We start from the raw sequence: 23,459 nt of genomic DNA, 5'->3' as shown, positions 1-23,459 counted from the left end.
CAAAATTAATTAATCGTCAACAAGTATTAAAAAGAATCAGTCTCAGTTAATAGAATAATGAGAATTCAGTCATTATAAGGGGGATCATGAAAATAAATTTCAATGATATAAATCCAGCTGAAATATGAAGAATTATATTAAATTAAAAGTTTTCCACATACTTTAGTTCACTATTTATTTTGTAAAAATAAGTTGTGGAAAAGTTGTGAAAAATTATTTTTAACACGGGGAATTTTTTTTCAAAATTTCCAATTTAATTTATTTTTTAATCCATTGATTCCCACATTTTTTTTATTTCATAAAATAAATTTTGTGCTATTGGTATCGGCCAATACATTTCGAAAGATCTAGTGTTGTCTTGACTTTCAAAAACTAACCTTAAACTCCACTCATTTTTTTTCCCTTCTAACTCGATATACCAAGGCAGTTGTTCTAACTCTAAAGAAATAGACTCCTCATCCATTAATTCATTTTTAATAACTAATATTTGTTCATTAATTTTTAAAAGTAAAAGATAAAGTGAATGAAATTCACTTTTTTGTAATTCAATTGACCAATTATCAACTCCTATCAAAAAACAATATTTTCCTTTGTTGAGATCTCTAAGTAATCTCCATCTTTTTTGGTCTTTTGCCAAAATTAGCCTGGCAGTAAATCAGGTTGATCTTGTTCATCGCTTAATTCAATAATTGACCTTTGAACAGGCTTAATAGTCGACTCCTCTAGTAGTCCATCAAAGTCATCAAAGCGTCTTTGTTTAGCTCTGAAAGCAATTTTAACTGTAGTTAAGTATCTATTCGTTGATTTTCTTACTAAGCTCTCTCCTCTTTTTGCAAGATCATTAGAATCGATTCCCATGCTATTTGATATATTCATAAAAAAATTTTTTATTATAAAATGTATTTTACAGTTTATCGGACAGATTCAAAGCATAAATTACAAAAAGAACTTAATTAATTCAAAAAAAACTTCATATGGATATAAATTTATCTGGAACGCTTGCTATTGATTTGGGGAATACAAATACTGTAATAGCTTTTCAAGATCAAAATCATATAAATTCTGTTCTAGTTGAAATACCTAATATTACATCATCTCCAGGGGTCATCCCTACAGCACTTTGGTTTGAGGAACCTTCAAAAATTTTGAAAATTGGCATTAGTGCTCTAGAGATGAGGGAAAGTTCAAAAACAGATTTGTTTTTTCATTCGAATTTTAAAAGATTAATTGGAAATCCTATTGAAAAAAATAATCAAAAAAATATTTTAAAGCCTACAGAATGTGGTGAAAAATTTTTTAAATTTTTGTGGGAAAACATTCCTAAAAATTATGAGGTAAAGAGACTCGTTTTAACTGCTCCAATTGACACATACAAAGGCTACAGAGAATGGTTGGTTAATCTGTGCAGAGAAATATCAGTAGATGAAATTGCGCTAGTTGATGAACCTACTGCCGCAAGTTTAGGTATTGATGTAGCATTTGGCTCCAAAATAATGACACTCGATATTGGAGGGAGCACAATAGATATGAATATAGTCAAAATAGAAGGCGGAGAAGGAAAATCTGGTCCGATAGCTGAATTATTAAAATTCAGAGGAAATGATGTAAGCTCAATTTCAAAACAAAAAACTAGGTGTGCTGAAATAATTAGTAAAACAGGCTCAAAAATTGGGGGAAAAGATTTTGACAGATGGATTGTTGATTATTTTCTTTCAGATAATAAATATGCTACTAATCTTTTAAAGGCAGAAGAGATAAAATGTAAGCTCAGCGCATCAGAAATAAAATATGAAAATCAATACCCAATAAATTTTTTGATTGAAGATAATAAAGAAGAAGAATTTTTCATGAGTAAAGAATTATTTGAAAAAATTATTATTGAGAATAATCTTCTAAACCACCTTAACTCTTTACTCAAAGATTTATTAAACGAAGCAAGAGGAAAATTTTGTACTACTGAGGATTTAAGCGCAATAATTTTAGTTGGAGGGGGATCTCAGATTCCCTTAATTAAAGAATGGATAACAAAAAAGATTCCAGATATTCAAATAAAGACTCCAGCTCCTATCGAATCTGTAGCTTTGGGAGCTTTGGCAATGACCCCAGGGGTTAAAATTAAAGACATCTTAACCAAAGGGCTATCTATAAGATTATTCAATAAAAGAGAACAAAAACACTTCTGGCACCCTATTTTTTGCAAAGGTCAAACATGGCCAACCGAAAACCCTTTAAAACTAATTCTTCAACCCAGTAAAAATAACCAGAAAATATTTGAAATAATTATTGGAGAAACGAAAAAAGAAAGAACATATGATGTGATTTTTGAAAATGGATTACCGCAACTATCAGAAGTTCAAAGAGAAGAAGAAATTATAATTTGGGATAAGAATCCACTGAGAATCGAACTGAAAAATACATCAAAAATTGGGGAAGACAAATTAACACTTTTTTTCAAAATCACTAAGAAAGCTGATCTATTAGTTGAGTGTTTTGATATTAAGGATGAATTTCTTGGAGATTATAATTTAGGAAATATATTCTGATCCAAAGTTATTCAAGAAACACTCCCTCTTCATCGTCAACATTATGTAGTCGTAAGCTAATACTCTCATTTTTACTAGTTGCAACTTTTTTACCACAAAAATCTGGTTGAATAGGTAATTCTCTATGTCCTCTATCTACCATTACTAGTAACATCACTTTTTGTGGTCTGCCCCATGAATATAAAGCATCCATTGCAGCCCTAATTGTTCTCCCCGTATAGATAACATCATCTATTAAAAGAATTTCTTGTTCCTCGATAGGAGTTGGAATATTAGTTGCTTTTATTAGGCGTGTTCCTACCCTATTTTGATCATCTCTATAAAAAGTTGGATCAATTATTCCTTTTCTTATTTTTACACCTGACTTATTTAATAATTCTTTTTCAAGAACTTCGGCCAAATCAATTCCCCTGGTGGGTATGCCTACCAAAACAAGGTTATCGAGATTTTTTACTCTTTCAATAATTTCAGAACTTAAACGTGAAATTGTTTTTCTAAGCTCAATTGCATTTAGTATTATGACCCTTTTTGTTTTATTGGCCATGATTCATCGATAAACCACTCTATACAATATTTTAATAAATCTGCAAAAGCTAACTATGTTAAATATAAATTGTTAAAGAGTTACTTTTAAAGCTAAATTTAATATTGGATCACATAACAATAAATTTGATCTAAATATGTCAAAGATTAGCAGTAAAAATATAAATAGGTTAAGCGTACCTCAGAGTCCTGTAGTTCTTGCGATACTAGACGGATGGGGTTATCGAGAAGATTTATCAGATAATGCTATTAAAAATGCTAGTACACCAATCATGGATTCACTTTGGCATGCATATCCTCATACTCTTATAAGCGCTAGTGGATCTGATGTGGGGCTCCCAAATGGTCAAATGGGTAATTCAGAGGTAGGTCACCTTACTATTGGTTCTGGAAGAATAATTCAACAAGAACTTGTGAGAATTTCAAATGTTGTAAAAAATAATCAATTAGCCATAGTTGATGAGTTAAAGAAGATGGCTAATTCATTAAAGAATAGTAATTCTACTCTGCATATCACAGGATTATGTTCTGATGGAGGGGTACATAGTCATATTGATCATTTATTAGGATTAATAAAGTGGGCGTCAGATAATGAAATCAAAAAGGTAGCAATTCATATTATTACTGATGGAAGAGATACTCCTTCAAAAAGTGCATCTAAATATATCAACCAAATAGAGTCATGCATCAAAAAATATAATACTGGTGAGATAGCCTCTATATGTGGCAGATACTGGATAATGGATAGAAATCTTCTATGGGAAAGAACAGAAAAAGCATATGTTAATTTGACTGATCCAGATATTAAAGTGACAAAAATTTCTCCTGAAGATTACATTAAAAAAAGTTATGAAAAAAATATAACTGATGAATTTATAGAGCCTATTCGAATGTCTGAAAACTATTTTAAGGATGGTGATAGTTTAATTTGCTTTAATTTCCGTCCAGACCGAGCTCGGCAAATAACTAGATCTCTTTCAGAGAAAAAATTCTCAGAATTTGAAAGAAAAAATTTTCCAAATTTAGATATAGTTACTTTTACCCAATATGACGTAAATTTACCAGTTAAAGTTGCTTTTCCTCCTGAATCTCTTAATAATTTTATCGGCCAAATAGTTTCAGAAAACGGCCTCAAACAATACAGAACCGCAGAAACAGAAAAATATCCTCACGTAACATATTTTTTTAATGGAGGAGTAGAAATTCCTTTACCTGGAGAAGAAAGACATTTAATACCATCACCTAGAGTCGCAACTTATGATATGCAACCTGAGATGTCTGCAGAACAATTAACTATTAGTTGCTCTAAAGCGATTAAAAGTGGAAGATATGCTTTTGTTGTGATCAATTTTGCTAATCCTGATATGGTCGGTCATACAGGTAATATGAACGCAACAATTAAAGCTATAGAAACAGTAGATAAATGTATAGGTCAAATTGTTAATGCTACCGGAGAAATGGGAGGAAGCATACTAATAACTGCAGATCATGGTAACGCAGAGGTAATGAAAGGGCCATCTGGAGAACCATGGACGGCACATACCATTAATAAGGTTCCTTTAATTTTTATTGAGGGTGAAAAAAGAAAAATTCCAAATATGGGAAATGAGATTTACTTAAGAGATAATGCTGGCTTAGCAGATATTGCACCTACATTATTGCAATTATTAAACCTACCAATCCCTAAAGAAATGACAGGAAAATCGCTAATTAAAGAGATTGAGTTAAAAGGTTATAATAAGGTAGTACAACATGTCTAAAGTTTTTAAAACCTTTACAAAAAATGATTCAAATTTTTAGTTGGATATGGGTATTTTCTGGAATTCTTCTCATACTTTTAGTGTTACTTCATAGTCCCAAAGGTGATGGAATGGGAGGTATAGCCGCTAGTGGGAGCTCAATGTTCAACAGTGCTAGTAGCGCAGAGGCGTCTCTCAACAAAATAACTTGGACTTTTCTAGTTATATTTTTGTCTCTTGCAATTATTCTTAGTGCTGGATGGATTTCATAAAATTTGAACAAGAAAAAGGGATCATTTTTAAATGATCCCTTAACCTATGAAAGTGAGCTTATGACTTTTGCTTAGTTAATAGTCAAAGTCACCGCCCATACCAGGAGCACCTGCTGGAGCAGATGAATCTTTTTTGTCAGGTAAATCTGCAACTATACATTCAGTAGTAAGAACCATTCCTGCTATTGAAGCCGCATTTTGTAATCCTGAACGAGTTACCTTGGCAGGATCTACTATACCAGCAGAGGACATATCAACATATTCTCCAGTAGCAGCATTAAATCCATCATTAAATGGCTTAGATTTTACATTTTCAGCAATCACAGCACCATTAGAGCCTGCATTTTCTGCAATTCTCATAAGAGGCGCAGTTAGTGAGGCTTCAACAATATTTGCCCCAATTAATTCTTCTCCCTCTAAATTTTTATCAGCCCAATTTTTTAGGATTGGTGATAAATGAGCAAGAGTAGTTCCTCCTCCAGGTACAATTCCCTCTTCAACAGCAGCTTTAGTAGCATTTATTGCATCTTCAAGACGAAGTTTTTTATCCTTCATCTCAGTTTCAGTTGCGGCTCCTACCTTAATTACCGCTACTCCCCCAGCTAATTTTGCCAAACGTTCTTGAAGCTTTTCTTTATCGTATGAGGAATCTGTTTCATCCATTTGCTTCTTGATTTGATCACATCTAGCATTAACTGCTTTCTCATTACCTTCCGCAACTATGGTTGTAGTCTCTTTATTGATAGTTATTCTTCTACCAGTTCCAAGCATATCCAAGGTAGCATTCTCTAATTTCAAGCCTGCATCCTCAGTAATGAGTTGACCATTAGTCAGAACAGCCATATCTTCTAGCATGGCCTTTCTTCTATCGCCAAATCCAGGAGCCTTGACTGCAGCAACATTTAAGACCCCTCTAAGTCTATTTACAACAAGAGTTGCTAAAGCCTCCTTTTCTATATCTTCTGCGATAATAACTAGCGGCTTACCAGTCTTGGCTATTTGTTCCAAAACAGGGACTAAATCTTGTACTAAAGCAATTTTCTTATCAGTCAGAAGAATATATGGTTCATCTAAAACAGCCTCCATTCTCTCTGTATCTGTAGCGAAATAAGGGGAAATGTAACCTTTATCAAACCGCATCCCCTCAGTAACTTCCAATTCAGTGGTCATTGATTTACCCTCTTCTAAGGAAATTACACCTTCTTTACCAACTTTATCCATTGCATTTGCAATCATTTGGCCTACCTCCTCGTCATTACCAGCAGCAATAGTTCCGCATTGAGCGATAGCATTACTATCGCTAATAGGTTTGGAATTATCCTGAATTTTTCCGACAAGAAATTCAGTAGCTTTATCAATTCCTTTTTTCAGGGTAATTGCATTAGCTCCTGCGGCTACGTTTCTTAACCCTGCTTTAACCATTGCATGAGCTAAAACAGTAGCGGTTGTGGTGCCATCACCAGCTGCATCATTTGTTTTTGAGGCGGCTTGTCTAATTAATGCAACACCTGTGTTTTCAATGTGGTCTTCTAATTCAATCTCTTTAGCGATTGTTACACCATCATTAATGATTTGTGGAGCACCAAATTTTTTCTCTAGTACAACATTTCTTCCTTTTGGTCCAAGCGTAACAGCTACAGACTCAGCAAGGATATCGATTCCTCTCTCGAGCGCTCTACGAGCTTGCTCATTGTAAATAATTCTTTTAGCCATGTTTAGGCGGTAATTTAGTAATAAGTTTTAATAATTTTTGAAACAAATATTTTAGCCAACTACAGCTAAAATATCTTTTTCTGAGAGCAAGACATATTCATCTCCTCCCAATTTAATGTCTGTTCCAGCATATTTGCTGTATAAGACTTTATCGCCAATACTCACTTCTGGAGTTTGTCGAGAACCATCGTCATTAAGTTTCCCAGGACCTACCTGAGCAACTTCTCCCACCTGTGGTTTTTCTTTGGCTGTATCAGGCAAAAGAATGCCCCCAGCAGTTTTTTCCTCAGATGCGGAAACTTTAATAAATATTCTATCTCCCAGTGGTTTTACTGTAGAGACTGTAAGTGAAACAGCTGCCATAGATTAATGGAGGATCATGATTGAGACGCTTTGCGTCGTAAAAAAGGAAAAGATAAATTCTTTATCCGTATCTTCAACAACATAATCCGCGAAGCAGCAATTAAACCATACTTTAACTGTGCGGGTGGCCGAACCCATTTAACGAATCTACCCATGAGGTGGTAGTATTTTCGGATTATGAGCTGAATTAAATCAGCTATTCATCACCAATCAATAAAAAATGGTAGCAACTCCATCAACTTCTTCACAAACAAAAGGCGTAGTTCGTCAGGTAATTGGACCCGTTCTAGATGTAGAATTCCCTGCCGGTAAATTGCCTAAAATATTAAATGCTTTAAGAATTGAAGCAAAAAATCCCGCTGGACAGGAAATAGCGCTCACTGCAGAGGTTCAACAGCTTCTTGGGGACCACAGAGTAAGAGCAGTGGCAATGAGTGGCACAGATGGGCTTGTAAGAGGCATGGAGGCAATCGATACAGGTGCACCAATATCCGTACCAGTGGGAGAAGCAACTTTAGGAAGAATCTTTAATGTTTTAGGAGAACCAGTAGATGAACAAGGTCCAGTTAAAACTGATGATACTGCACCAATTCATAGAGCTGCTCCAAAATTAACTGACCTAGAAACTAAGCCAAAAGTTTTTGAAACAGGAATTAAAGTTATTGACCTTTTGGCTCCTTACAGACAAGGAGGAAAAGTCGGATTATTTGGAGGCGCCGGTGTTGGGAAAACTGTTCTTATACAAGAGTTAATTAATAATATTGCGAAGGAACATGGTGGAGTATCTGTCTTTGGAGGAGTTGGAGAAAGAACCAGAGAAGGAAACGATTTATATGAAGAATTTAAAGAATCAGGCGTTATAAATGCAGATGATTTAACTCAATCAAAAGTCGCCTTATGTTTTGGACAGATGAATGAGCCACCTGGTGCAAGAATGAGAGTAGGCTTATCGGCGCTTACAATGGCTGAACATTTTAGAGATGTCAACAAACAAGACGTTCTACTTTTTGTTGATAATATTTTTAGATTTGTTCAAGCCGGCTCTGAAGTATCAGCTTTACTTGGAAGAATGCCATCAGCAGTTGGATATCAACCAACTCTTGGAACAGATGTGGGTGAATTGCAAGAGAGAATTACATCAACACTTGAAGGATCAATAACATCTATCCAGGCTGTTTATGTTCCTGCTGATGACCTAACAGACCCCGCCCCAGCAACAACATTCGCTCATCTAGATGCTACAACGGTACTAGCGAGAGCTCTTGCAGCCAAGGGGATCTATCCAGCAGTTGACCCATTAGACTCGACAAGTACTATGCTTCAACCATCAGTTGTTGGAGATGAGCATTACAAAACAGCTAGAGCTGTTCAATCAACTTTGCAAAGATACAAAGAATTACAAGATATTATTGCTATTCTTGGATTGGATGAGCTTTCCGAAGAAGATCGATTAACAGTAGACAGGGCTAGAAAAATTGAAAAATTCCTTTCTCAACCCTTCTTCGTTGCAGAAATATTTACAGGAATGTCTGGTAAATATGTAAAATTAGAAGATACCATAGCTGGTTTCAACATGATTTTATCAGGAGAATTAGATGATTTACCTGAACAGGCATTTTACTTGGTTGGTAATATTGACGAAGTAAAAGCAAAGGCCGAAAAAATAAAAGCAGAAAAATAAATATCTAAATTTATTTAAATTAACCCAAAATAATTTTAAATTAATGGCAATTTCTCTTAAGGTTTTAGCTCCTAACAAAAATGTTTATCAAGGCGAAGCTGAAGAAGTGATCCTCCCCAGTACCACTGGTCAACTTGGAGTACTTCCCGGACATATTTCTTTAGTTACGGCTATTGATATTGGTGTTTTAAGGCTTAGAACAAATTCTAAGTGGAAATCTATAGCTTTAATGGGTGGCTTCGCTGAAATTGAATCAGATGAAGTAATAGTTTTAGTTAACAATGCAGAAGTTGGATCTGAAATTAATGTTCAAAATGCTGAGAAAGATCTTCAAGAAGCAAAATTGACAATGAGTAAATTCTCTGAAAATGAAAAAAATCCAGAAAAAATCAAAGCCTTGAAAGAGATTTCAAAAGCCGAAGCTAGAATTCAAGCTGCAAAAAATTAATTTTAAGCAGTTCCACAAAAAGTCACTTCAGGGAACTTTAACTTAGCTTCTTCTAATTTTTTTGTTTTACCTTCTTCTTGCCAATAATTTATAACTTCAGTAGCTTTATTCAATATTTCGACTCTTTCGTTATCTGTAATCCAACCTTTATTTTCTAGTTCACTTTTTAATTTTTCCCAAGCATCATCTCTTGGCCAAAAATAATAAGCAGTCAGTGGGCTTGGGCCTCCTCCTACTATTTGGTCAACAGCTAAAGCAACATTATCAGGCAACCATAAAACTTTAATAATGAACCTGCCCTCGTCAGGTTTGGGAGTATATCCGCTGGGTACTCCATCTTCATCGATTGTCGCTGCTGCTAATACTGCTGAAGCACCCATCATCCCCGAATTAGGAGAAGAATTTTTAGCTTTCGGTTGGTCGCTATTCTTTTCTTTTTTTTCTGTTGAATTTTGATTTAACTTATCCGATGAAGTCATTCACTTAATAAATATTTAATAAATAATTTATCAGTTAATGGTCACATTTTGATTGATTTATTCAAAATTTCTTGATTTTAGTTATTGATGCTTTCTAAAAATACTTTTTATCTATCATGAGAAACTTTATAAAAATCATAAATTGTAGCTTCCAATGAATCCCAAAGATCTTTGGGAATATCGTTTTCTTCTGCAAACATTCCAAGCTGACTAGCTAAGCCTCTTGCCTGAGATAGTTTTGAATCATATAGATCTGGCTCATTCATTTGTGATCTTTTAACTTTTTATAAAAAATAAATCTATTAACCGAATAAGTCAAATTTAAAATTCTAAATCAGAAATTTCTTTAAGTGCAGCAATACTTAAAACTTCTGGGTTTGTATCTTTTACAAGAATATCATCTTCAATCCTTATACCAATGCCTTTCCATTTCTCATCAATGCTAGGCTGGCCATCTGGGACGGGAATCCTATCACTTATGTATATACCTGGTTCTACAGTAAGAATCATTCCATGTCGGAGAGAAACTTCATAATCTCCCATTCTGTAAGCTCCAACATCATGAACATCTAAACCTAGCCAATGTCCAGTTCGATGCATGTAAAGATGTTTATATGATTGATTCTGAATTATTTCTTCAGTACTACCTTTCAATAAAGAAATTTCTTTTAATCCTTCTATAAGATTTATTAAAGCAACATGATGAACAGTACTAGAATTGGAACCAGTTACGGCGCTTTTAATTGCTGCTTTCTGTGCATTAAGTACTATTTCGTAAATAATTTTTTGCTCTTTAGAAAATTTCCCTCCTATTGGGAAAGTTCTTGTTATGTCACCATTATAATAATCAGTTAATGAACAGCCAGCATCCACCAATAATAAATCCCCCTTTTTCAGTGGAGAGTCATTACAAGTGTAATGTAAAATACAAGCATTATCTCCTGATGCAACAATTGAATTATATGCTGGCCCTCTTGCCCCTTTTTCTAAAAAAAATCCTTCTAAAAGGCCTTGAATTTGTCTTTCATTTTTCTTTAATGAAACAGATTGTCTAACTAGTTCATGAGCTTCAGCTGAAATTTTTATAGCCTCTCTCATTCTCTGGATTTCAAACTCACTTTTTATTAATCTCATCTCATTTAAATAAATTTCTGGAGATTTTATAGAATTTGCGCCAACACCCAATCTTGAGCGATTTTCAAGTTGCTGTGAAAATATCTCTAATATAATTTTTTCGATTGATGGATCCTTTCCAATTGAAAAAACAAGTTCATCTGAACCACTTATATAACCTGGAAGTAAATCTTTTAGTTCATTTATTGAGTGAGCCTTATCAGCTTTAAACTCTTTTTCAGCCCCTTCTATACCCCATCTAAAACCATGCCAGACTTCACTAATAACATTTTTAGGAGCAACAAATAAAATAAATCTCTCCCCCTTTGGCTTATGAGATAAAAAAAGAGCGATCGCATCAGGCTCATCAAAACCGGTTAAATACCAAAAGTTACTATCTTGCCTGAAGGGATATTCGCAATCGGCATGATGTTTTACAAGCTTAGCCCCAGGAATAATAGCGGCTTTACCTCCCAATTTTTCTAAGAAAATTTCTCTTCTTTCTTCAAAAATTTTATTGTTTGATTTGGACATAAATTGTTTATTGGCGTGTTTTTAAAAAAAATGGAAGAATAAATTAAAACAGATTACGTGTTTTGTTTATTTTAATGGAACCAAGTGTTTACGGATTAATTTTACTTATTCTCATAATATTAGTTGGATCGGCTTGTTGTTCGGGAGTAGAAGCGGCTTTTTTAGCTGTCAATTCGATTAGGATAATAGAATTAGCCTCAAAACAAAGGCCTAAAAGTTCTGCGAATCAACTCCTAAAGCTTAGGAAACATCTTGGAAGAACGTTAACTGTAATTACTATTACTAATAATGGATTTAATATAATTGGAAGTCTTATTTTAGGGGTATACGTCACTTTGGTTATTAATAGTAATTATGGCTTAACCATCTTTTCAATTGTTTTTTATGTACTGGTAGTTTTAGTTGGAGAAGTATTACCCAAAGCTCTTGGTACAAGATTTTCATTACAAATAGCATTATTATCCGTTCCAATCCTGAGAATATTAAATACCTTAATGAGACCATTCTTAATACTAATAGAGCAAATATTTCCAGTTATTACTGCAGAAAACGAAATTTCAACTGATGAAGAAGAAATAAGACAAATGGCGAAAATTGGAAGTCAGAAAGGTTTGATTGAAGCTGATGAAGCAGCAATGATATTTAAAGTTTTTCAATTAAATGATTTAAAAGCTAAAGATTTGATGATCCCTAGGGTAGCAGCACCATGTCTCGATGGGTCTTCGAATCTTGGTGCGATTTCAAAGCTAATAATGACAAATAACTCACCATGGTGGGTAATTTTGGGAGATAAAGTTGACAAAATACAAGGGGTAGTTAAACGTGAAAATATGTTAGCTAAATTAATTAACGGGGAAAATAAAAAATTATTATCTGAAATTTGCGAGCCTGTGGACTATATTCCTGAAATGATTAAGGCAGATCAACTATTAACAAGATTTGACAAGGATCATAAAGGAGTGAAAGTAGTAGTAGATGAATTTGGTGGCTTCGTGGGAATCATTGGTGCAGAAGCTGTGTTATCTGTATTAGCTGGTTGGTGGAAAAAATAAATTATGAAAAAACTGAAACTAAATAAAAATTATTTACTTTTAAAAAATTGGTGGGAGACTATGGTCCTTACCAACTATGAAAAAAGTTTCTTTAATAAAGAAATAGTTTCTTTTAATCAACAACTTTTTAGGCTCAAAGAAAAAGAAATCAGAATTGGCGTATATGGTAAATCAGGAGTTGGTAAATCCTCTGTTTTAAATTCCTTATTAAGAAAAAACATATTTAAAACGGATATTATTAACGGTTCTACAAGAGAATTACAAGCTGAAGAATGGAATCTTAAAGTCCAAACAATTAAAAGTGTAAAATTATTAGATTCGCCAGGATTTGATTTCTGCAATATTGACTCTCCAAATAAAACATACTCTCACATAAATAATTCAGATCTTATTTTATTTGTAGTTGCAGGAGATATAAATCGAAATGAAGCAAGCGAAATCAATTCCTTCATAAAAAATGGGAAAAAAATATTTATAATTTTGAATAAAATCGATCTTTTTAAAAAAAACGAATTAACAGAAATTATTGAAAATATAAGGTTTAAGATTCCAAAAGATCTTAATATTCCAATAATTATTAATAATGAAAACAACCTTGAAGAACTCATAATAAAAACAATAAATCAATATGGGGAGATATTATTGACGCTAAATACTCTTCAATTAGCTGACAAATTATTCATAAAAATAAAAGAGCAAAGATTAAAAAGGAGGCAGAAACTAGCACAGACAACTATTGGTAAATTTTCAACTATTAAGGCATCGGCAGTAGCTCTTAATCCTTTTATTTTTTTTGATGTTGCTGGAAGTTTTGCGCTAGATACTGCTTTAATTGGCGAATTAAGTAAGATTTATGGGTTAAATTTGAAAAAAGAATCTACAAGAAAAATATTCAAAAATATATCAATAAATAATTTATTTTTGGGAGTAACTCAAGTTGGTATTAATACATCTTTCAATCTTATTAAAAAAGTAATTTTAATAACCGCACCTTTTACTAATGGACTATCACTCTTACCATATGGACCTGTAGCAATAATGCAAGCGGCAATCGCTGTTCAGTCTACAAAAATACTTGGTAAATTAGCAGCCAAAGAAATATTCATAAGAAGCAAAGTTTCTAATATAGAACCTTTTATGATTATTCAAAATATAAAATTTAAAGAGCCAGAGATTTTTAGCCACATTAATATTTATTTATCAGACAGGAATTTAAATAATAATTTATTGAGTTTTCTGCCTTAAATATAAAAATGGAAAAAAATATTGCTTTATTTGGTACTAGTGCAGATCCACCCACTATCGGTCATGAAAAAATTCTTGAGGAATTATCAAGAATTTATGGCTTTACTATTAGCTATGTGAGCAATAACCCCAAAAAAAAGCATATAGAAGATATATCAATGCGTAGCCATTTATTAAAAACTCTTATTGAAGATTTAGATAATCCTAAAATTTTATTTAATCAAAGTGTTAGTAGCCAATGGGCAGTAGATTCAATTGAAAAATGTAAAGAAATTTATGAATTTAATAATTTAGATTTTGTTATTGGTAGTGATTTAATTAAAGATATTTTCTACTGGAAAAATTTTGACAAAATTATTTTGGATGTAAGTTTTTTTATAATTTTACGAGAGGGATATCCTGTCGAATCAAATACTCTTAAAATGTTAGAAACTTACAGAGTCAAATTTAAAATTTCAACCATCAAAATCCCAGACACTTCAAGTTCTAATTTTAGATTAAATTTTAATTATTCTAATTTACCAACGTCATTAATAGATATAGTTAAGGAGAATAATTTGTATGAATCCTCCAAATTAGTTGAATGAAGTTTTTACTTGCTCAAATAAATCCAGTCGTTGGAGATTTAGAGGGCAATGCAAAAAAAATACATGATATAGCTTCAAAAGCAAGCTCAATTTCTGCTGATTTCGTTCTTACTCCAGAATTGTCATTATGGGGATATCCTCCAAATGACTTACTTTTAAATAGTAATTTAATCAGAAATCAATATAAAATTCTTGATCAATTAGCCTTAGATATAAATAAAAAATATGGAAACTTAAGAATCGCAGTAGGGATAGCTGAGATAATAAATGATTCTTTTTTCCCAAACCTTTATAATTCTATTGCTTTGCTTGAGGGCGGAGAATGGAAGATAATTGCTCGTAAAATTATTCTTCCCACTTATGAAGTATTTGATGAGAAAAGATACTTTAGATCAGAAAAAAAAGTTTCCGTATTGGTAAAAAAAATTAAAAACAAAACTTGGCGACTTGGCCTTACTATATGTGAAGATTTATGGGTCAACAAAGATATAGACGGTAGAGGAATTCATAGAAAAAATCCTATTTTTGATTTAAAGAAAAAAAACGTTGATATTTTAGTAAATTTATCAGCCTCCCCATATACTTTCAAAAAGTTAGAATTAAGATCCAAAGTTTCTAGTTTTGCTGCTCAATATCTTCAAGTGCCACTGATTTATGTAAACCAGATTGGAGCAAATGATAATTTAATTTTTGATGGAAATAGTTTTATTCTTGATAAAAATGGATCTACAATTAAGCAATTAAAATCTTTTTCAGAAGAACTCTACAGTTGGGAAATTGACCAAACAAAGCCTGTAAAAAATAAATTCAAAAGCTCTGAGATGTCATCAATTTTTGATGCATTAGTCCTTGGGGTTAAAGATTATGCAAAAAAATGCGGATTTAAAACAGCTCTAATTGGATTAAGCGGTGGTATTGATTCAGCACTAGTTTCAGCAATTGCGACGGCTGCTCTTGGAAGCGATAATATTTATTGCGTCTCAATGCCGTCTAAATGGAGCACATCTCATTCAAAGAGTGATGCAGAAGATTTAGCTAGAAGGTTAAATATAAATTTCAAAAGTATTCCAATTGAAAACTTGATGACCTCTTTTGAAGAATCTTTTATAAAAACAATAAATTTCGAAATGGCTGAAATAACAAATCAAAATATTCAGTCAAGAATAAGAGGAACGCTTCTCATGGCTTTAGCAAATCAAGAAAAGCATTTATTACTTTCAACAGGTAATAAATCGGAGCTAGCCGTAGGATATTGCACACTTTATGGTGATATGAATGGAGGATTATCTGTAATAGGGGATTTATATAAGAGTAATGTTTTTAAATTATGCAATTGGCTTGATAGTAAAGATTCAATTAACCATAGAAAATTATATATGTTAGATATGAATGCAGATATAATTGGAGAAAATATACGTAAAAAACCACCAAGTGCCGAATTGGGTCCCAATCAATTAGATACTGATTCTCTCCCACCTTATTCCATTCTAGATAAAATTCTTAAAGGAATTATTGAAGAAAAAAAAGATTTTAAGCAACTTGAAGCAGATGGTTATAAAAAAGAGTTAATTTTCAAAGTAATCTCACTCATAAAAAAAGCGGAATTCAAAAGGAAACAGGCTCCTCCAATTCTAAAATTAAGCAGTCAATCATTAGGAAGTGACTGGAGAGTTCCCATAGCAATATCTTATTAATAATTATTAGGAATTTTTTGAATGTTTTTCAAAGGTCGTTTAATTGACTTAAGGTTGATACCTTTTCTGATAGCAAGAATTATTCCTGCAGCTTCAAAATAATTGTTTACTTCAAAAAGATTAGGATAATCAAAATACTCATTGGTCACTTTTAATATATTTTGATTTCTTACAGAGATTATATTCAAACCTTTTTCAATAGATGCTAGTACTGCTTCTCCTCCTAGTGCACCATCAGGAACAACAATAGATTCAATCTGATCAGGGTGTAGTGTGATTAATTCATGTTTAGTAGGCAATTCAACAATGTCGGGTGCATTGCTTAAACCAACCAACACTGATGGTAAAAAGGTGTATCCTATTTCTTCTGCGGCTGCACGAGGATCTAAATTTTCATTCAACTCAATTGGATTTAAAGCTGGGGCATGAGCACAGGGAACTTTTAAGAATTTGCTTATTACATGACTTATAACTGCTTCGACTCCAGAAATAGGATCAACCCCTTTCCCCTCTCTATAGCTATTTGTTTCTTGCGAATCAGAATCATCTGGAAATTTTGCCACAATTGCTATTGCCGTAACTCCTTTTTCTATTAAACATTTTCCTGCATCAATTAGAGTATCAGGATTTTCAATTGTGCCACCACTCATTTTTGACGGATCAGAATCAATAACTATGTTTAATGGTTTTTTTGTAACCACATAAGAATTTACATTAATCCCTAAAGTGGAAACACATGCATCAGCGACTTGTAAATGTCTTACTAATATTTCACTTGCAATAGCTGAATCAAAAATTATCCCAATTTTCTGTTGCTTTACCTTTTTTAAAGCGATTTCTCCTTTAGCTAGTCGGTCTAAACTATAACCCTCAACATAAAGAATATTTTTATCTTTTTCAGAAAGATTACCACCATTCATAACATTTGGATGCGTAATTAAACATCCACTTGCCGATGCTAATAATTTAGCGGTAGGAAGCGCATCCCCAGCAAAACCACCTACTTCACAACCAATACCGGTTGGAACAATGAATATTGTTGGTGAAATTTCCATTAGTAAAATTAATTAAAGTTATATTCTTTAGTTAGCTAACACAACTTTAATTTTAAGTTTTTTTGTTCCAAAAGGGTCAATAGAATTTTGAATATCAACAATTGACCATCTAATTACATCACCTTTTTTTTCTAAATTTGAAATGATAAATTTCCTTAAATTTTTTAATTTTATTGAAACTGGCCAGTCTAAATAAAAATCAACTGATGTTAATTTCATTTTTGATATTTACCAAATTGATCATTATATAAATCATCTTCGACTTCTTTACCAATAACAATATTCAAATCCGACTTAGGATATGCCACACACAAAAGTGCAAAGCCTTTTCCCCTTAAATCATCATTTAATCCCATAGCATCTTCTTGATCTAAAGATCCTTCCAATATCATGGATGCACAGTCTGTACAAACTCCTGAACAACAACTACTTGGTAAATCTATTCCATTCATTTTTGCCGCTGAAATAATATCTTGATCTTCAGAACATAAAAAACTGAATGTCTTTTGCTCAAATTGAACTTTTATATTGTAATCAGGCATATTCTAAATCTCATTCCTAAACTGCTGAACCTCCTACAACTTCTAATATTTCTTGAGTAATAGCTGCTTGTCTGGCTTTGTTATAGGTTAGATTCAAAGTACTTGCTAATTCTTTAGCATTATCACTCGCATTATTCATAGCAGTCATTCTGCAAGCTAGTTCTGAAGCTGCCGACTCTTGAAGAGCTCTTAGCACCTGATTCTGTAAATATAAGGGTAATAACGAATCTAATAGTTGATCAGGGCTTTGTTCAAAAACGATATCTGATGGCAACTTCTCTGAATCACTTTTTTCAATGTTTGATTTTTCAACAAGTAACTTACTATCTTTTGTAGTCAACCTAAAAATTTCATCATTTTCCTCAGCAATTCCTTGAGGATCAAGTGGCAATAGTGTTTGAACGACAGGGGCGCAGCTAACAAGAGTTATAAATTTAGTGTAAATAATTTCTACCCTATCAGAATTTTCTGAAAGAAATTCAGCTAAAATCTCATTGGTAACTCCTTCAGAGTCCTGAACTGTGGGTACCTGTTCTAGTTCTTTGAAAGTACTTTTAATTACATATCTATCCTTTCTATTTTGAAAATATCCAATAGCTTTTTTACCTACTAAAATCAAATTTGGTTGATACCCTTGTTTGACTAATTCTGCATATCTTATTTCTACCTTTTTTATTATATTTGTGTTGTAACCACCGCATAAACCTCTATCTGCAGTTATGCAAACCAAGGTGATGCTTTTTACTTCTCTCTTGGATAATAGAGGAGAGTCGACAGCCTCAAATTGTACTTTTGATTGAATATTTTCTAAAACACGTGCAAGTTTATCTGCAAAAGGTCTACTCTTAAGAACTTGATCTTGAGCTCTCCTTACTTTTGCAGCTGCAACGAGTCTCATTGCCTCCGTTATTTTTCTTGTATTTTTAACGGAAACGATTCGATCTCTGATCTCTTTAAGATTTGCCATGGTATCTCCTTAAATAAATTTAAACTGTGGCAAGCATTGATGATTTTACTTCGTTTATCACCTCTTTCAGTGTTGCTTCTAATCCATCATTTAATTTCTTTTCTTTAAGAATTTCTTCTATAAAATCTGCTTTATTTAACTTTAGGTATTCCCTAAGTTCAATTGCAAATTTAGTAACATCTTCAACAGGAACCTCGTCAATAAGACCTTTAACTCCTGCATAAACAACAGCAACTTGTTCTGCAAGGTTCAGCGGAGAGAATTGAGGTTGCTTTAATAACTCTCTGAGTCTTTTGCCTCTTTCAAGTTGTTGCTGAGTTGCTTCATCAAGATCAGATGCAAATTGAGAAAACGCTGCTAGTTCATCAAACTGTGCGAGTTCTAACTTTAAAGTTCCTGCAATTTTTTTAATTGCTTTTGTCTGAGCTGCTCCTCCAACACGGCTAACAGAAATACCAACGTTAATAGCCGGTCTTAATCCCGAGTTAAATAAATCCGCACTCAAGAATATTTGTCCATCGGTAATTGAAATAACATTAGTTGGGATGTAAGCCGAGACATCCCCTGCCTGAGTTTCAATAATTGGAAGAGCTGTCATAGAGCCCCCTCCCATTGCATCAGATAGTTTTGCTGCTCTCTCTAGTAATCTACTGTGTAAATAGAACACGTCTCCAGGATAAGCCTCTCTTCCTGGTGGTCTTTTTAAAAGAAGAGACATTTGCCTATAAGCCTGAGCTTGTTTTGTTAAATCATCGTAAATAACAAGTGTTGCTTTACCCTGATACATAAAATGTTCAGCAATTGCTGCACCGGTATAAGGCGCTAAGTATTGTAAAGCAGCTGGTTCTGAAGCACCTGCACTAACTACGACTGTATAATCTAAAGCTCCTCTCTCTCTTAAGACCTCTACGATATTTGCTACTGATGCTGACTTCTGACCAATAGCTACGTAAACACAAACAACATCTTGACCTTTTTGGTTAATTATTGTATCGATGGCAATTGCAGATTTTCCAGTTTGTCTATCACCAATAATTAATTCTCTTTGACCTCTTCCAACAGGAATCATTGCATCAATAGATGTAATTCCTGTTTGCATTGGTTCATGCACTGATCTCCTCTTAATTATTCCAGGAGCCATTTCTTCAATCAATCTAGTATCACTAGTTGGAATTTCCCCCTTCCCATCTATTGGTTGTCCGAGAGGGTTAACAACTCTCCCCTGCATTGCTTCACCAACTGGAACAGATGCGATTTTGCCTGTAGACTTAACATTACTACCTTCTTGGACACCAAGTGCCTCGCCCATTAGAACGGCTCCAACATTATCATCTTCAAGATTTAACGCTATACCTTCGGTACCATCCTCAAATTCCAATAACTCACCCGCCATGACCTGATCTAAGCCATATATTCTTGCAATGCCATCACCGATTTGCAGAACAGTTCCTACATTGCTAACACTTACAGATTGGTCATAATCAGTTATTTGTTGTTTTAAGATTGAACTGATTTCATCAGGGCGTATAGATACCATGGATTTAAGAAATTAAGGTTGATTTAAAAGTTACTTGGAGAGGGATAAGCCAAGTTTTCTTATTTGTGAAGCAAGGGAAGCATCAATTACTTTTGATCCTACACTGGCGACGAAACCACCAATAAGAGATGGATCGATTTTAGTTACAAGTTCTAATTTTTCTGTTCCAGCAATGTTGATGATCTTTTTGGTTATTAAACCTTTCTGTTCATCAGTAAGCTCGACGGCAGAAGTAACGGTTGCCAAAGCAATATTACTATTTTCTCGATAAATCTCTAAAAACCTACCAAGAATTGAAGAAAGAATTCCAATTCTTTGCCTATCGGCCAATAATTTTAAGAAATTCAGTAAAGAGGAATTAACCTTGTTTGAGAAAATTTCAATAATGATTTTCTTTTTAGCATCTGTCTCTAAAATTGGAGAGGATAGTGCCTTCTCCAATTCAGGGGAATCATTCATTAATTCCAAGAGTTGTTTAACCTCAGAAACTATCTCTTCAGTTTGTGAATTTTCATTCACAACTTGAAGTAATGCCTCTGCGTATGGAGTAGTAATTGAATTTAAAAGTGGCATTAGTTCACCTCAATATTGTTAATTGATTGAGTTACCAAATTTTCTTGTGTTGTCTTATCAAGTCTATTTGGGAGAGAATCTAAAGCTTTTTTAATAGCTAGTTCAACAGCTTCTTTTCGAAGTTGAGAAATTGCTCTGGATGCTTCAGAGCTCTCATCGGAGATTGCACTTTGTTTAATTCGTGCCATCTCTTCTATAGCTTTTTTCTCACTTTCCATTCTGATTGATTCAGATCTTTTAAGAGAATCTGCTTTTATTTGAGAAGCTTTTTCTTCTGCTGAAGATAAGTCTTTCTTTGCCTTCTCTAAAGCTTGTGTAGCTTTGAGTAGTCGATCTTCAGCATCTTTTAATTCAAGAAGGATTCCTTCTCTCCTTTTTTGAAGCATCTTGCCTAGAAAACCAGGCAAAAATTTATAAAGGCCGAAAACCACTACAGCCCAATTAAGGATATTAGTTTCAAATAAATTGAAATTCAATCCAAAACCTTCTGTAGCTAAAAGAGTTAAATTCATTTTTCTAGAATCAATCTATTAACAATAAGTTCGCTCAAGTCATCAGCCTGTTTAGAAAGTTGATCACGAGCAACAGATGTCTGACTTTCAATTTCTAGCCTTGCTTTTTCTTTAGAAGCATTTGCCTCATTGTTAGCAAGTTCTAATGCTTCTTTATAAAGCTTATCAGACTCATTCTCAGCTTCGCTCACAATCCTTTGAGCTTCTGTACGAGCACTTTGAAGCTGAGTTAATAAATCAGCTTCTAACTTTTTGACCTCTGAAAGTTTATTTTTAGCCTCAATAATATTATTACTTACAAACTTTTCTCTTTTTTCAACAATATTGCCTACAGGCTTAAAAAAAAGAGAATTTAATATGTAAGTAAGAGCAACTACTTGTATTGCCATTAGTGGCAAAGTGGCATTTATATCAAATAATCCACCTTCTGCAGCACCAAAAAAATTAAAGGCCAACATATGATTCAGTTGAAGTTAAAAAATTAAATTGAAATATTGCTAATAAGGAATAGAAGCAATATTAACTTTTAGGAAAAAGGATTCGCAAAAAGTAGTACCAAAGCCACAACTAATCCGTAAATTGTTAATGACTCCATGAAAGCGAATGATAAAAGAAGAGTTCCTCTGATTTTACCTTCAGCTTCTGGTTGACGGGCTATACCCTCAACAGCACCTTGAGCTGCGTTACCTTGTCCAAGACCTGGGCCAATAGCACCAAGACCAACTGCTAAACCAGCAGCTACAACTGATGCAGCGGAAGTAATCGAATCCATAATTTTGAAATAAAGAGCTTAATGCTTGTGATAAATCTTTTTTGTCATTCACGCTTGGACATCCTTTAAATTTAAGAATGGGTCTGATAGTTTCAGACCTACGCGATTAGATATTTTGCCAGATTACAGACACTTTGTAAAAGCGTCTGAACATATTAGAAGAAAGCTAATGATGTTCTTCAACAGCTTCTCCTATGTAATAGGCAGCCAAAGTTGCGAAAATCAATGCCTGAATTGCACTAGTAAATAATCCCAGAAACATAACTGGTATTGGCAGAATTAGTGGAACTAAGAATACTAAAACACCAACAACAAGTTCATCAGCCAATATATTTCCAAATAGCCTAAAAGAGAGGGATAGAGGTTTAGTAAAGTCCTCTAAAATTTTAAAAGGAAGCATAATCGGAGTTGGGTGAACATAATATTCAAAGTATCTCCAACCCTTATTGCTTAAACCAGCATAGAAATAAGAAAGTGAAACCAATAAAGCCAAGGCTATTGTTGTGTTTATATCTGCAGTAGGTGCACCCAATTCGCCACTAGGTAACTTAATCAATCTCCAAGGAATTAAAGCTCCTCCCCAATTACTAACAAATACAAATAAAAATAAAGTACCTATAAATGGCATCCAATCTCTATAAACTTTTTCACCTATTTGAGTCCTAGCTAGATCTCTTATATAATCCCAGAGAAACTCAAGCAAGTTTTGAAGGCCTTTGGGATCATTTTCCATTTTTTTAGTTCCTAAAGAAATGAAAATTAATAACGCACCCAATAAAATCCAAGATGTCAAAAATACCTGCCCGTGAAGTCTGATATTTCCAATTTGCCAATAAAGATGTTGACCAACTTCTAATGCTGCAAAATTTGTTAGCAAGGAATTAAAGAACATTTGATTTGAATAAAGGATTAATAAATTTTGAAAACAAAATTTACTTAAGAACGTGAAAAATAAAAAATGAGTGAAGGCTTGTAAATGAAAAACCCTATCATTGCAGGAAAAATATCCAGAGATCCTAGCTTGCTAGAAAAAATAAAGAGGCAAACTGGAACTAATAGTTGCAATTTTGATACACCTGTTGATTCTTTACCTAGTTTCCCTACACTTTTAGCGAGCAAACGTAAGTAAAAAATGCCGGAAATTGCACCTATTAAAATACTAAAACCAAAAGTAAATCCGAGAAAAATTCCAGTTATTGATGCTACGAAAATAGAAACAATAAAAGTAATTCCAAAAATTGTTAATTGCAATTTTGTGTATTCATCGTTTTTAGAGAGAAAAGTATCTAATTTAGTGGCAATGACTGATTTACTCTCTTTGATGATCGAATTGTCGAGGGATTCAGAAAATTGAACATTCTTGGAAGAAGGATGCTCAACTTTTTTTGTATTTGAGTCCACTGATGTGAACATGGTTTAAAACCCCCTCTAAAATAATGGTTTGAAGTAAGTATATAAACTCACGGAATCTATCACGGAGAGGTGACTTTTAGCT

28 protein-coding genes are annotated in these 23,459 nt (G+C 33.3%); 9 read left to right on the top strand and 19 right to left on the bottom strand.

The window, feature by feature from the left end:
• Positions 1 to 265: 265 nt before the first annotated feature.
• Both JJ847_03885 and JJ847_03880 read right to left on the bottom strand, forming a co-directional pair.
• Positions 266 to 637: a DUF1818 family protein gene (locus tag JJ847_03885; GenBank protein ID MBO6960024.1), complete on the bottom strand. Its 372-nt coding sequence runs from the start codon at positions 635 to 637 to the stop codon at positions 266 to 268.
• 2 nt (positions 638 to 639) lie between these two features.
• The gene (locus JJ847_03880; GenBank protein ID MBO6960023.1) at positions 640 to 876 is read right to left on the bottom strand and encodes a DNA-directed RNA polymerase subunit omega; all 237 of its coding nucleotides are present in this window, start codon (positions 874 to 876) and stop codon (positions 640 to 642) included.
• A gap of 98 nt (positions 877 to 974) precedes the next feature.
• Between JJ847_03880 and JJ847_03875 the strand changes: the two genes are divergently transcribed.
• Positions 975 to 2,543, top strand: a complete 1,569-nt coding sequence (locus JJ847_03875) for an Hsp70 family protein (GenBank protein MBO6960022.1) — start codon at positions 975 to 977, stop codon at positions 2,541 to 2,543.
• A 7-nt stretch (positions 2,544 to 2,550) separates the two neighbouring features.
• On the opposite strand, the gene pyrR is transcribed toward JJ847_03875, so the two are convergent.
• Positions 2,551 to 3,087 carry a bifunctional pyr operon transcriptional regulator/uracil phosphoribosyltransferase PyrR gene (pyrR, locus tag JJ847_03870; GenBank protein ID MBO6960021.1) on the bottom strand — a complete coding sequence of 179 codons (537 nt, stop codon included), beginning with the start codon at positions 3,085 to 3,087 and terminating at the stop codon, positions 2,551 to 2,553.
• A gap of 136 nt (positions 3,088 to 3,223) precedes the next feature.
• On the opposite strand from pyrR, the gene JJ847_03865 reads away from it, so the two are divergent.
• Together JJ847_03865 and secG are read left to right on the top strand one after the other, a co-directional pair.
• Positions 3,224 to 4,846 carry a 2,3-bisphosphoglycerate-independent phosphoglycerate mutase gene (locus JJ847_03865; GenBank protein ID MBO6960020.1) on the top strand — a complete coding sequence of 541 codons (1,623 nt, stop codon included), beginning with the start codon at positions 3,224 to 3,226 and terminating at the stop codon, positions 4,844 to 4,846.
• A 23-nt stretch (positions 4,847 to 4,869) separates the two neighbouring features.
• Positions 4,870 to 5,097 carry a preprotein translocase subunit SecG gene (gene secG, locus JJ847_03860; protein MBO6960019.1) on the top strand — a complete coding sequence of 76 codons (228 nt, stop codon included), beginning with the start codon at positions 4,870 to 4,872 and terminating at the stop codon, positions 5,095 to 5,097.
• Between the two features lie 75 nt (positions 5,098 to 5,172).
• Here secG and groL read toward each other — a convergent pair whose 3' ends face one another.
• Entirely contained in the window at positions 5,173 to 6,810 is a 1,638-nt protein-coding gene (gene groL / locus JJ847_03855) for a chaperonin GroEL (GenBank protein MBO6960018.1), read from the bottom strand.
• A 51-nt stretch (positions 6,811 to 6,861) separates the two neighbouring features.
• On the bottom strand, positions 6,862 to 7,173 hold the full coding sequence (groES, locus tag JJ847_03850; protein ID MBO6960017.1) for a co-chaperone GroES: 312 nt from the start codon (positions 7,171 to 7,173) through the stop codon (positions 6,862 to 6,864).
• Between the two features lie 220 nt (positions 7,174 to 7,393).
• Between groES and atpD the strand changes: the two genes are divergently transcribed.
• Positions 7,394 to 8,854, top strand: a complete 1,461-nt coding sequence (gene atpD / locus JJ847_03845) for a F0F1 ATP synthase subunit beta (protein ID MBO6960016.1) — start codon at positions 7,394 to 7,396, stop codon at positions 8,852 to 8,854.
• Between the two features lie 43 nt (positions 8,855 to 8,897).
• The gene (locus JJ847_03840) at positions 8,898 to 9,302 is read left to right on the top strand and encodes a F0F1 ATP synthase subunit epsilon (GenBank protein MBO6960015.1); all 405 of its coding nucleotides are present in this window, start codon (positions 8,898 to 8,900) and stop codon (positions 9,300 to 9,302) included.
• A gap of 2 nt (positions 9,303 to 9,304) precedes the next feature.
• On the opposite strand, the gene JJ847_03835 is transcribed toward JJ847_03840, so the two are convergent.
• The 3 genes from JJ847_03835 to JJ847_03825 form a co-directional block, all read right to left on the bottom strand.
• A complete protein-coding gene (locus JJ847_03835; GenBank protein MBO6960014.1) occupies positions 9,305 to 9,781 on the bottom strand; it encodes a 30S ribosomal protein PSRP-3 in 477 nt (158 codons plus the stop codon).
• A gap of 107 nt (positions 9,782 to 9,888) precedes the next feature.
• Entirely contained in the window at positions 9,889 to 10,047 is a 159-nt protein-coding gene (locus JJ847_03830; GenBank protein ID MBO6960013.1) for a hypothetical protein, read from the bottom strand.
• A gap of 55 nt (positions 10,048 to 10,102) precedes the next feature.
• Complete coding sequence (locus JJ847_03825; protein ID MBO6960012.1) at positions 10,103 to 11,428, bottom strand: aminopeptidase P N-terminal domain-containing protein; 1,326 nt, start codon at positions 11,426 to 11,428, stop codon at positions 10,103 to 10,105.
• Positions 11,429 to 11,502: 74 nt separating this feature from the next.
• Between JJ847_03825 and JJ847_03820 the strand changes: the two genes are divergently transcribed.
• From JJ847_03820 to JJ847_03805, 4 genes are read left to right on the top strand one after another with little or no spacing between them, the layout of a single operon-like run.
• Positions 11,503 to 12,480, top strand: coding sequence for a DUF21 domain-containing protein (locus JJ847_03820; protein ID MBO6960011.1), 978 nt, complete (start codon positions 11,503 to 11,505; stop codon positions 12,478 to 12,480).
• 3 nt (positions 12,481 to 12,483) lie between these two features.
• Positions 12,484 to 13,725 carry a GTP-binding protein gene (locus tag JJ847_03815; GenBank protein MBO6960010.1) on the top strand — a complete coding sequence of 414 codons (1,242 nt, stop codon included), beginning with the start codon at positions 12,484 to 12,486 and terminating at the stop codon, positions 13,723 to 13,725.
• An 8-nt stretch (positions 13,726 to 13,733) separates the two neighbouring features.
• Positions 13,734 to 14,312, top strand: coding sequence for a nicotinate-nucleotide adenylyltransferase (locus JJ847_03810; GenBank protein MBO6960009.1), 579 nt, complete (start codon positions 13,734 to 13,736; stop codon positions 14,310 to 14,312).
• Positions 14,309 to 16,006: an NAD+ synthase gene (locus tag JJ847_03805; GenBank protein ID MBO6960008.1), complete on the top strand. Its 1,698-nt coding sequence runs from the start codon at positions 14,309 to 14,311 to the stop codon at positions 16,004 to 16,006. The genes JJ847_03810 and JJ847_03805 overlap by 4 nt, the downstream gene beginning before the upstream one ends.
• Here JJ847_03805 and JJ847_03800 read toward each other — a convergent pair.
• From JJ847_03800 to JJ847_03750, 11 genes are all read right to left on the bottom strand, one after another.
• Positions 16,003 to 17,061, bottom strand: a complete 1,059-nt coding sequence (locus JJ847_03800; protein MBO6960007.1) for a DUF3326 domain-containing protein — start codon at positions 17,059 to 17,061, stop codon at positions 16,003 to 16,005. The two genes, JJ847_03805 and JJ847_03800, sit on opposite strands and share 4 nt — an antisense overlap.
• 27 nt (positions 17,062 to 17,088) lie before the next feature.
• Positions 17,089 to 17,280, bottom strand: a complete 192-nt coding sequence (locus tag JJ847_03795) for a hypothetical protein (protein MBO6960006.1) — start codon at positions 17,278 to 17,280, stop codon at positions 17,089 to 17,091.
• Positions 17,277 to 17,603, bottom strand: coding sequence for a 2Fe-2S iron-sulfur cluster binding domain-containing protein (locus tag JJ847_03790; protein ID MBO6960005.1), 327 nt, complete (start codon positions 17,601 to 17,603; stop codon positions 17,277 to 17,279). Before JJ847_03790 ends, JJ847_03795 begins: the two co-directional genes overlap by 4 nt.
• A gap of 16 nt (positions 17,604 to 17,619) precedes the next feature.
• Positions 17,620 to 18,570, bottom strand: a complete 951-nt coding sequence (locus JJ847_03785) for a F0F1 ATP synthase subunit gamma (GenBank protein MBO6960004.1) — start codon at positions 18,568 to 18,570, stop codon at positions 17,620 to 17,622.
• Between the two features lie 19 nt (positions 18,571 to 18,589).
• Positions 18,590 to 20,107 carry a F0F1 ATP synthase subunit alpha gene (atpA, locus tag JJ847_03780; protein ID MBO6960003.1) on the bottom strand — a complete coding sequence of 506 codons (1,518 nt, stop codon included), beginning with the start codon at positions 20,105 to 20,107 and terminating at the stop codon, positions 18,590 to 18,592.
• Between the two features lie 30 nt (positions 20,108 to 20,137).
• Positions 20,138 to 20,680, bottom strand: a complete 543-nt coding sequence (locus JJ847_03775; GenBank protein MBO6960002.1) for a F0F1 ATP synthase subunit delta — start codon at positions 20,678 to 20,680, stop codon at positions 20,138 to 20,140.
• Positions 20,680 to 21,192, bottom strand: coding sequence for a F0F1 ATP synthase subunit B (locus JJ847_03770; GenBank protein MBO6960001.1), 513 nt, complete (start codon positions 21,190 to 21,192; stop codon positions 20,680 to 20,682). The genes JJ847_03775 and JJ847_03770 overlap by 1 nt, the downstream gene beginning before the upstream one ends.
• Positions 21,189 to 21,650 (bottom strand): F0F1 ATP synthase subunit B', encoded by a 462-nt coding sequence (locus JJ847_03765; protein ID MBO6960000.1) that lies wholly within the window; start codon positions 21,648 to 21,650, stop codon positions 21,189 to 21,191. Before JJ847_03765 ends, JJ847_03770 begins: the two co-directional genes overlap by 4 nt.
• A 68-nt stretch (positions 21,651 to 21,718) precedes the next feature.
• The gene (atpE, locus tag JJ847_03760) at positions 21,719 to 21,964 is read right to left on the bottom strand and encodes an ATP synthase F0 subunit C (GenBank protein MBO6959999.1); all 246 of its coding nucleotides are present in this window, start codon (positions 21,962 to 21,964) and stop codon (positions 21,719 to 21,721) included.
• 166 nt (positions 21,965 to 22,130) lie between these two features.
• Positions 22,131 to 22,856, bottom strand: coding sequence for a F0F1 ATP synthase subunit A (locus JJ847_03755; protein MBO6959998.1), 726 nt, complete (start codon positions 22,854 to 22,856; stop codon positions 22,131 to 22,133).
• A gap of 44 nt (positions 22,857 to 22,900) precedes the next feature.
• Positions 22,901 to 23,377 carry a hypothetical protein gene (locus JJ847_03750; protein MBO6959997.1) on the bottom strand — a complete coding sequence of 159 codons (477 nt, stop codon included), beginning with the start codon at positions 23,375 to 23,377 and terminating at the stop codon, positions 22,901 to 22,903.
• Between the last annotated feature and the right edge of the window lie 82 nt (positions 23,378 to 23,459).

Origin of the sequence: Prochlorococcus marinus CUG1438 (assembly GCA_017644325.1) — a bacterium.
In the GTDB taxonomy this organism is placed as follows: domain Bacteria; phylum Cyanobacteriota; class Cyanobacteriia; order PCC-6307; family Cyanobiaceae; genus Prochlorococcus_A; species Prochlorococcus_A marinus_AA.
Note: the sequence above shows the minus strand (reverse complement) of the source record. Positions and strands in the feature narration are given on the sequence as shown.

Coding starts and splice junctions, on each gene's coding strand:
- JJ847_03880 (MBO6960023.1), bottom strand. CDS start 876: ATGAATATATCAAATAGCATGGGAATCGATTCTAATGATCTTGCAAAA.
- JJ847_03875 (MBO6960022.1), top strand. CDS start 975: ATGGATATAAATTTATCTGGAACGCTTGCTATTGATTTGGGGAATACA.
- pyrR (MBO6960021.1), bottom strand. CDS start 3,087: ATGGCCAATAAAACAAAAAGGGTCATAATACTAAATGCAATTGAGCTT.
- JJ847_03865 (MBO6960020.1), top strand. CDS start 3,224: ATGTCAAAGATTAGCAGTAAAAATATAAATAGGTTAAGCGTACCTCAG.
- secG (MBO6960019.1), top strand. CDS start 4,870: ATGATTCAAATTTTTAGTTGGATATGGGTATTTTCTGGAATTCTTCTC.
- groL (MBO6960018.1), bottom strand. CDS start 6,810: ATGGCTAAAAGAATTATTTACAATGAGCAAGCTCGTAGAGCGCTCGAG.
- groES (MBO6960017.1), bottom strand. CDS start 7,173: ATGGCAGCTGTTTCACTTACAGTCTCTACAGTAAAACCACTGGGAGAT.
- atpD (MBO6960016.1), top strand. CDS start 7,394: ATGGTAGCAACTCCATCAACTTCTTCACAAACAAAAGGCGTAGTTCGT.
- JJ847_03840 (MBO6960015.1), top strand. CDS start 8,898: ATGGCAATTTCTCTTAAGGTTTTAGCTCCTAACAAAAATGTTTATCAA.
- JJ847_03835 (MBO6960014.1), bottom strand. CDS start 9,781: ATGACTTCATCGGATAAGTTAAATCAAAATTCAACAGAAAAAAAAGAA.
- JJ847_03830 (MBO6960013.1), bottom strand. CDS start 10,047: ATGAATGAGCCAGATCTATATGATTCAAAACTATCTCAGGCAAGAGGC.
- JJ847_03825 (MBO6960012.1), bottom strand. CDS start 11,428: ATGTCCAAATCAAACAATAAAATTTTTGAAGAAAGAAGAGAAATTTTC.
- JJ847_03820 (MBO6960011.1), top strand. CDS start 11,503: ATGGAACCAAGTGTTTACGGATTAATTTTACTTATTCTCATAATATTA.
- JJ847_03815 (MBO6960010.1), top strand. CDS start 12,484: ATGAAAAAACTGAAACTAAATAAAAATTATTTACTTTTAAAAAATTGG.
- JJ847_03810 (MBO6960009.1), top strand. CDS start 13,734: ATGGAAAAAAATATTGCTTTATTTGGTACTAGTGCAGATCCACCCACT.
- JJ847_03805 (MBO6960008.1), top strand. CDS start 14,309: ATGAAGTTTTTACTTGCTCAAATAAATCCAGTCGTTGGAGATTTAGAG.
- JJ847_03800 (MBO6960007.1), bottom strand. CDS start 17,061: ATGGAAATTTCACCAACAATATTCATTGTTCCAACCGGTATTGGTTGT.
- JJ847_03795 (MBO6960006.1), bottom strand. CDS start 17,280: ATGAAATTAACATCAGTTGATTTTTATTTAGACTGGCCAGTTTCAATA.
- JJ847_03790 (MBO6960005.1), bottom strand. CDS start 17,603: ATGCCTGATTACAATATAAAAGTTCAATTTGAGCAAAAGACATTCAGT.
- JJ847_03785 (MBO6960004.1), bottom strand. CDS start 18,570: ATGGCAAATCTTAAAGAGATCAGAGATCGAATCGTTTCCGTTAAAAAT.
- atpA (MBO6960003.1), bottom strand. CDS start 20,107: ATGGTATCTATACGCCCTGATGAAATCAGTTCAATCTTAAAACAACAA.
- JJ847_03775 (MBO6960002.1), bottom strand. CDS start 20,680: ATGCCACTTTTAAATTCAATTACTACTCCATACGCAGAGGCATTACTT.
- JJ847_03770 (MBO6960001.1), bottom strand. CDS start 21,192: ATGAATTTAACTCTTTTAGCTACAGAAGGTTTTGGATTGAATTTCAAT.
- JJ847_03765 (MBO6960000.1), bottom strand. CDS start 21,650: ATGTTGGCCTTTAATTTTTTTGGTGCTGCAGAAGGTGGATTATTTGAT.
- atpE (MBO6959999.1), bottom strand. CDS start 21,964: ATGGATTCGATTACTTCCGCTGCATCAGTTGTAGCTGCTGGTTTAGCA.
- JJ847_03755 (MBO6959998.1), bottom strand. CDS start 22,856: ATGTTCTTTAATTCCTTGCTAACAAATTTTGCAGCATTAGAAGTTGGT.
- JJ847_03750 (MBO6959997.1), bottom strand. CDS start 23,377: ATGTTCACATCAGTGGACTCAAATACAAAAAAAGTTGAGCATCCTTCT.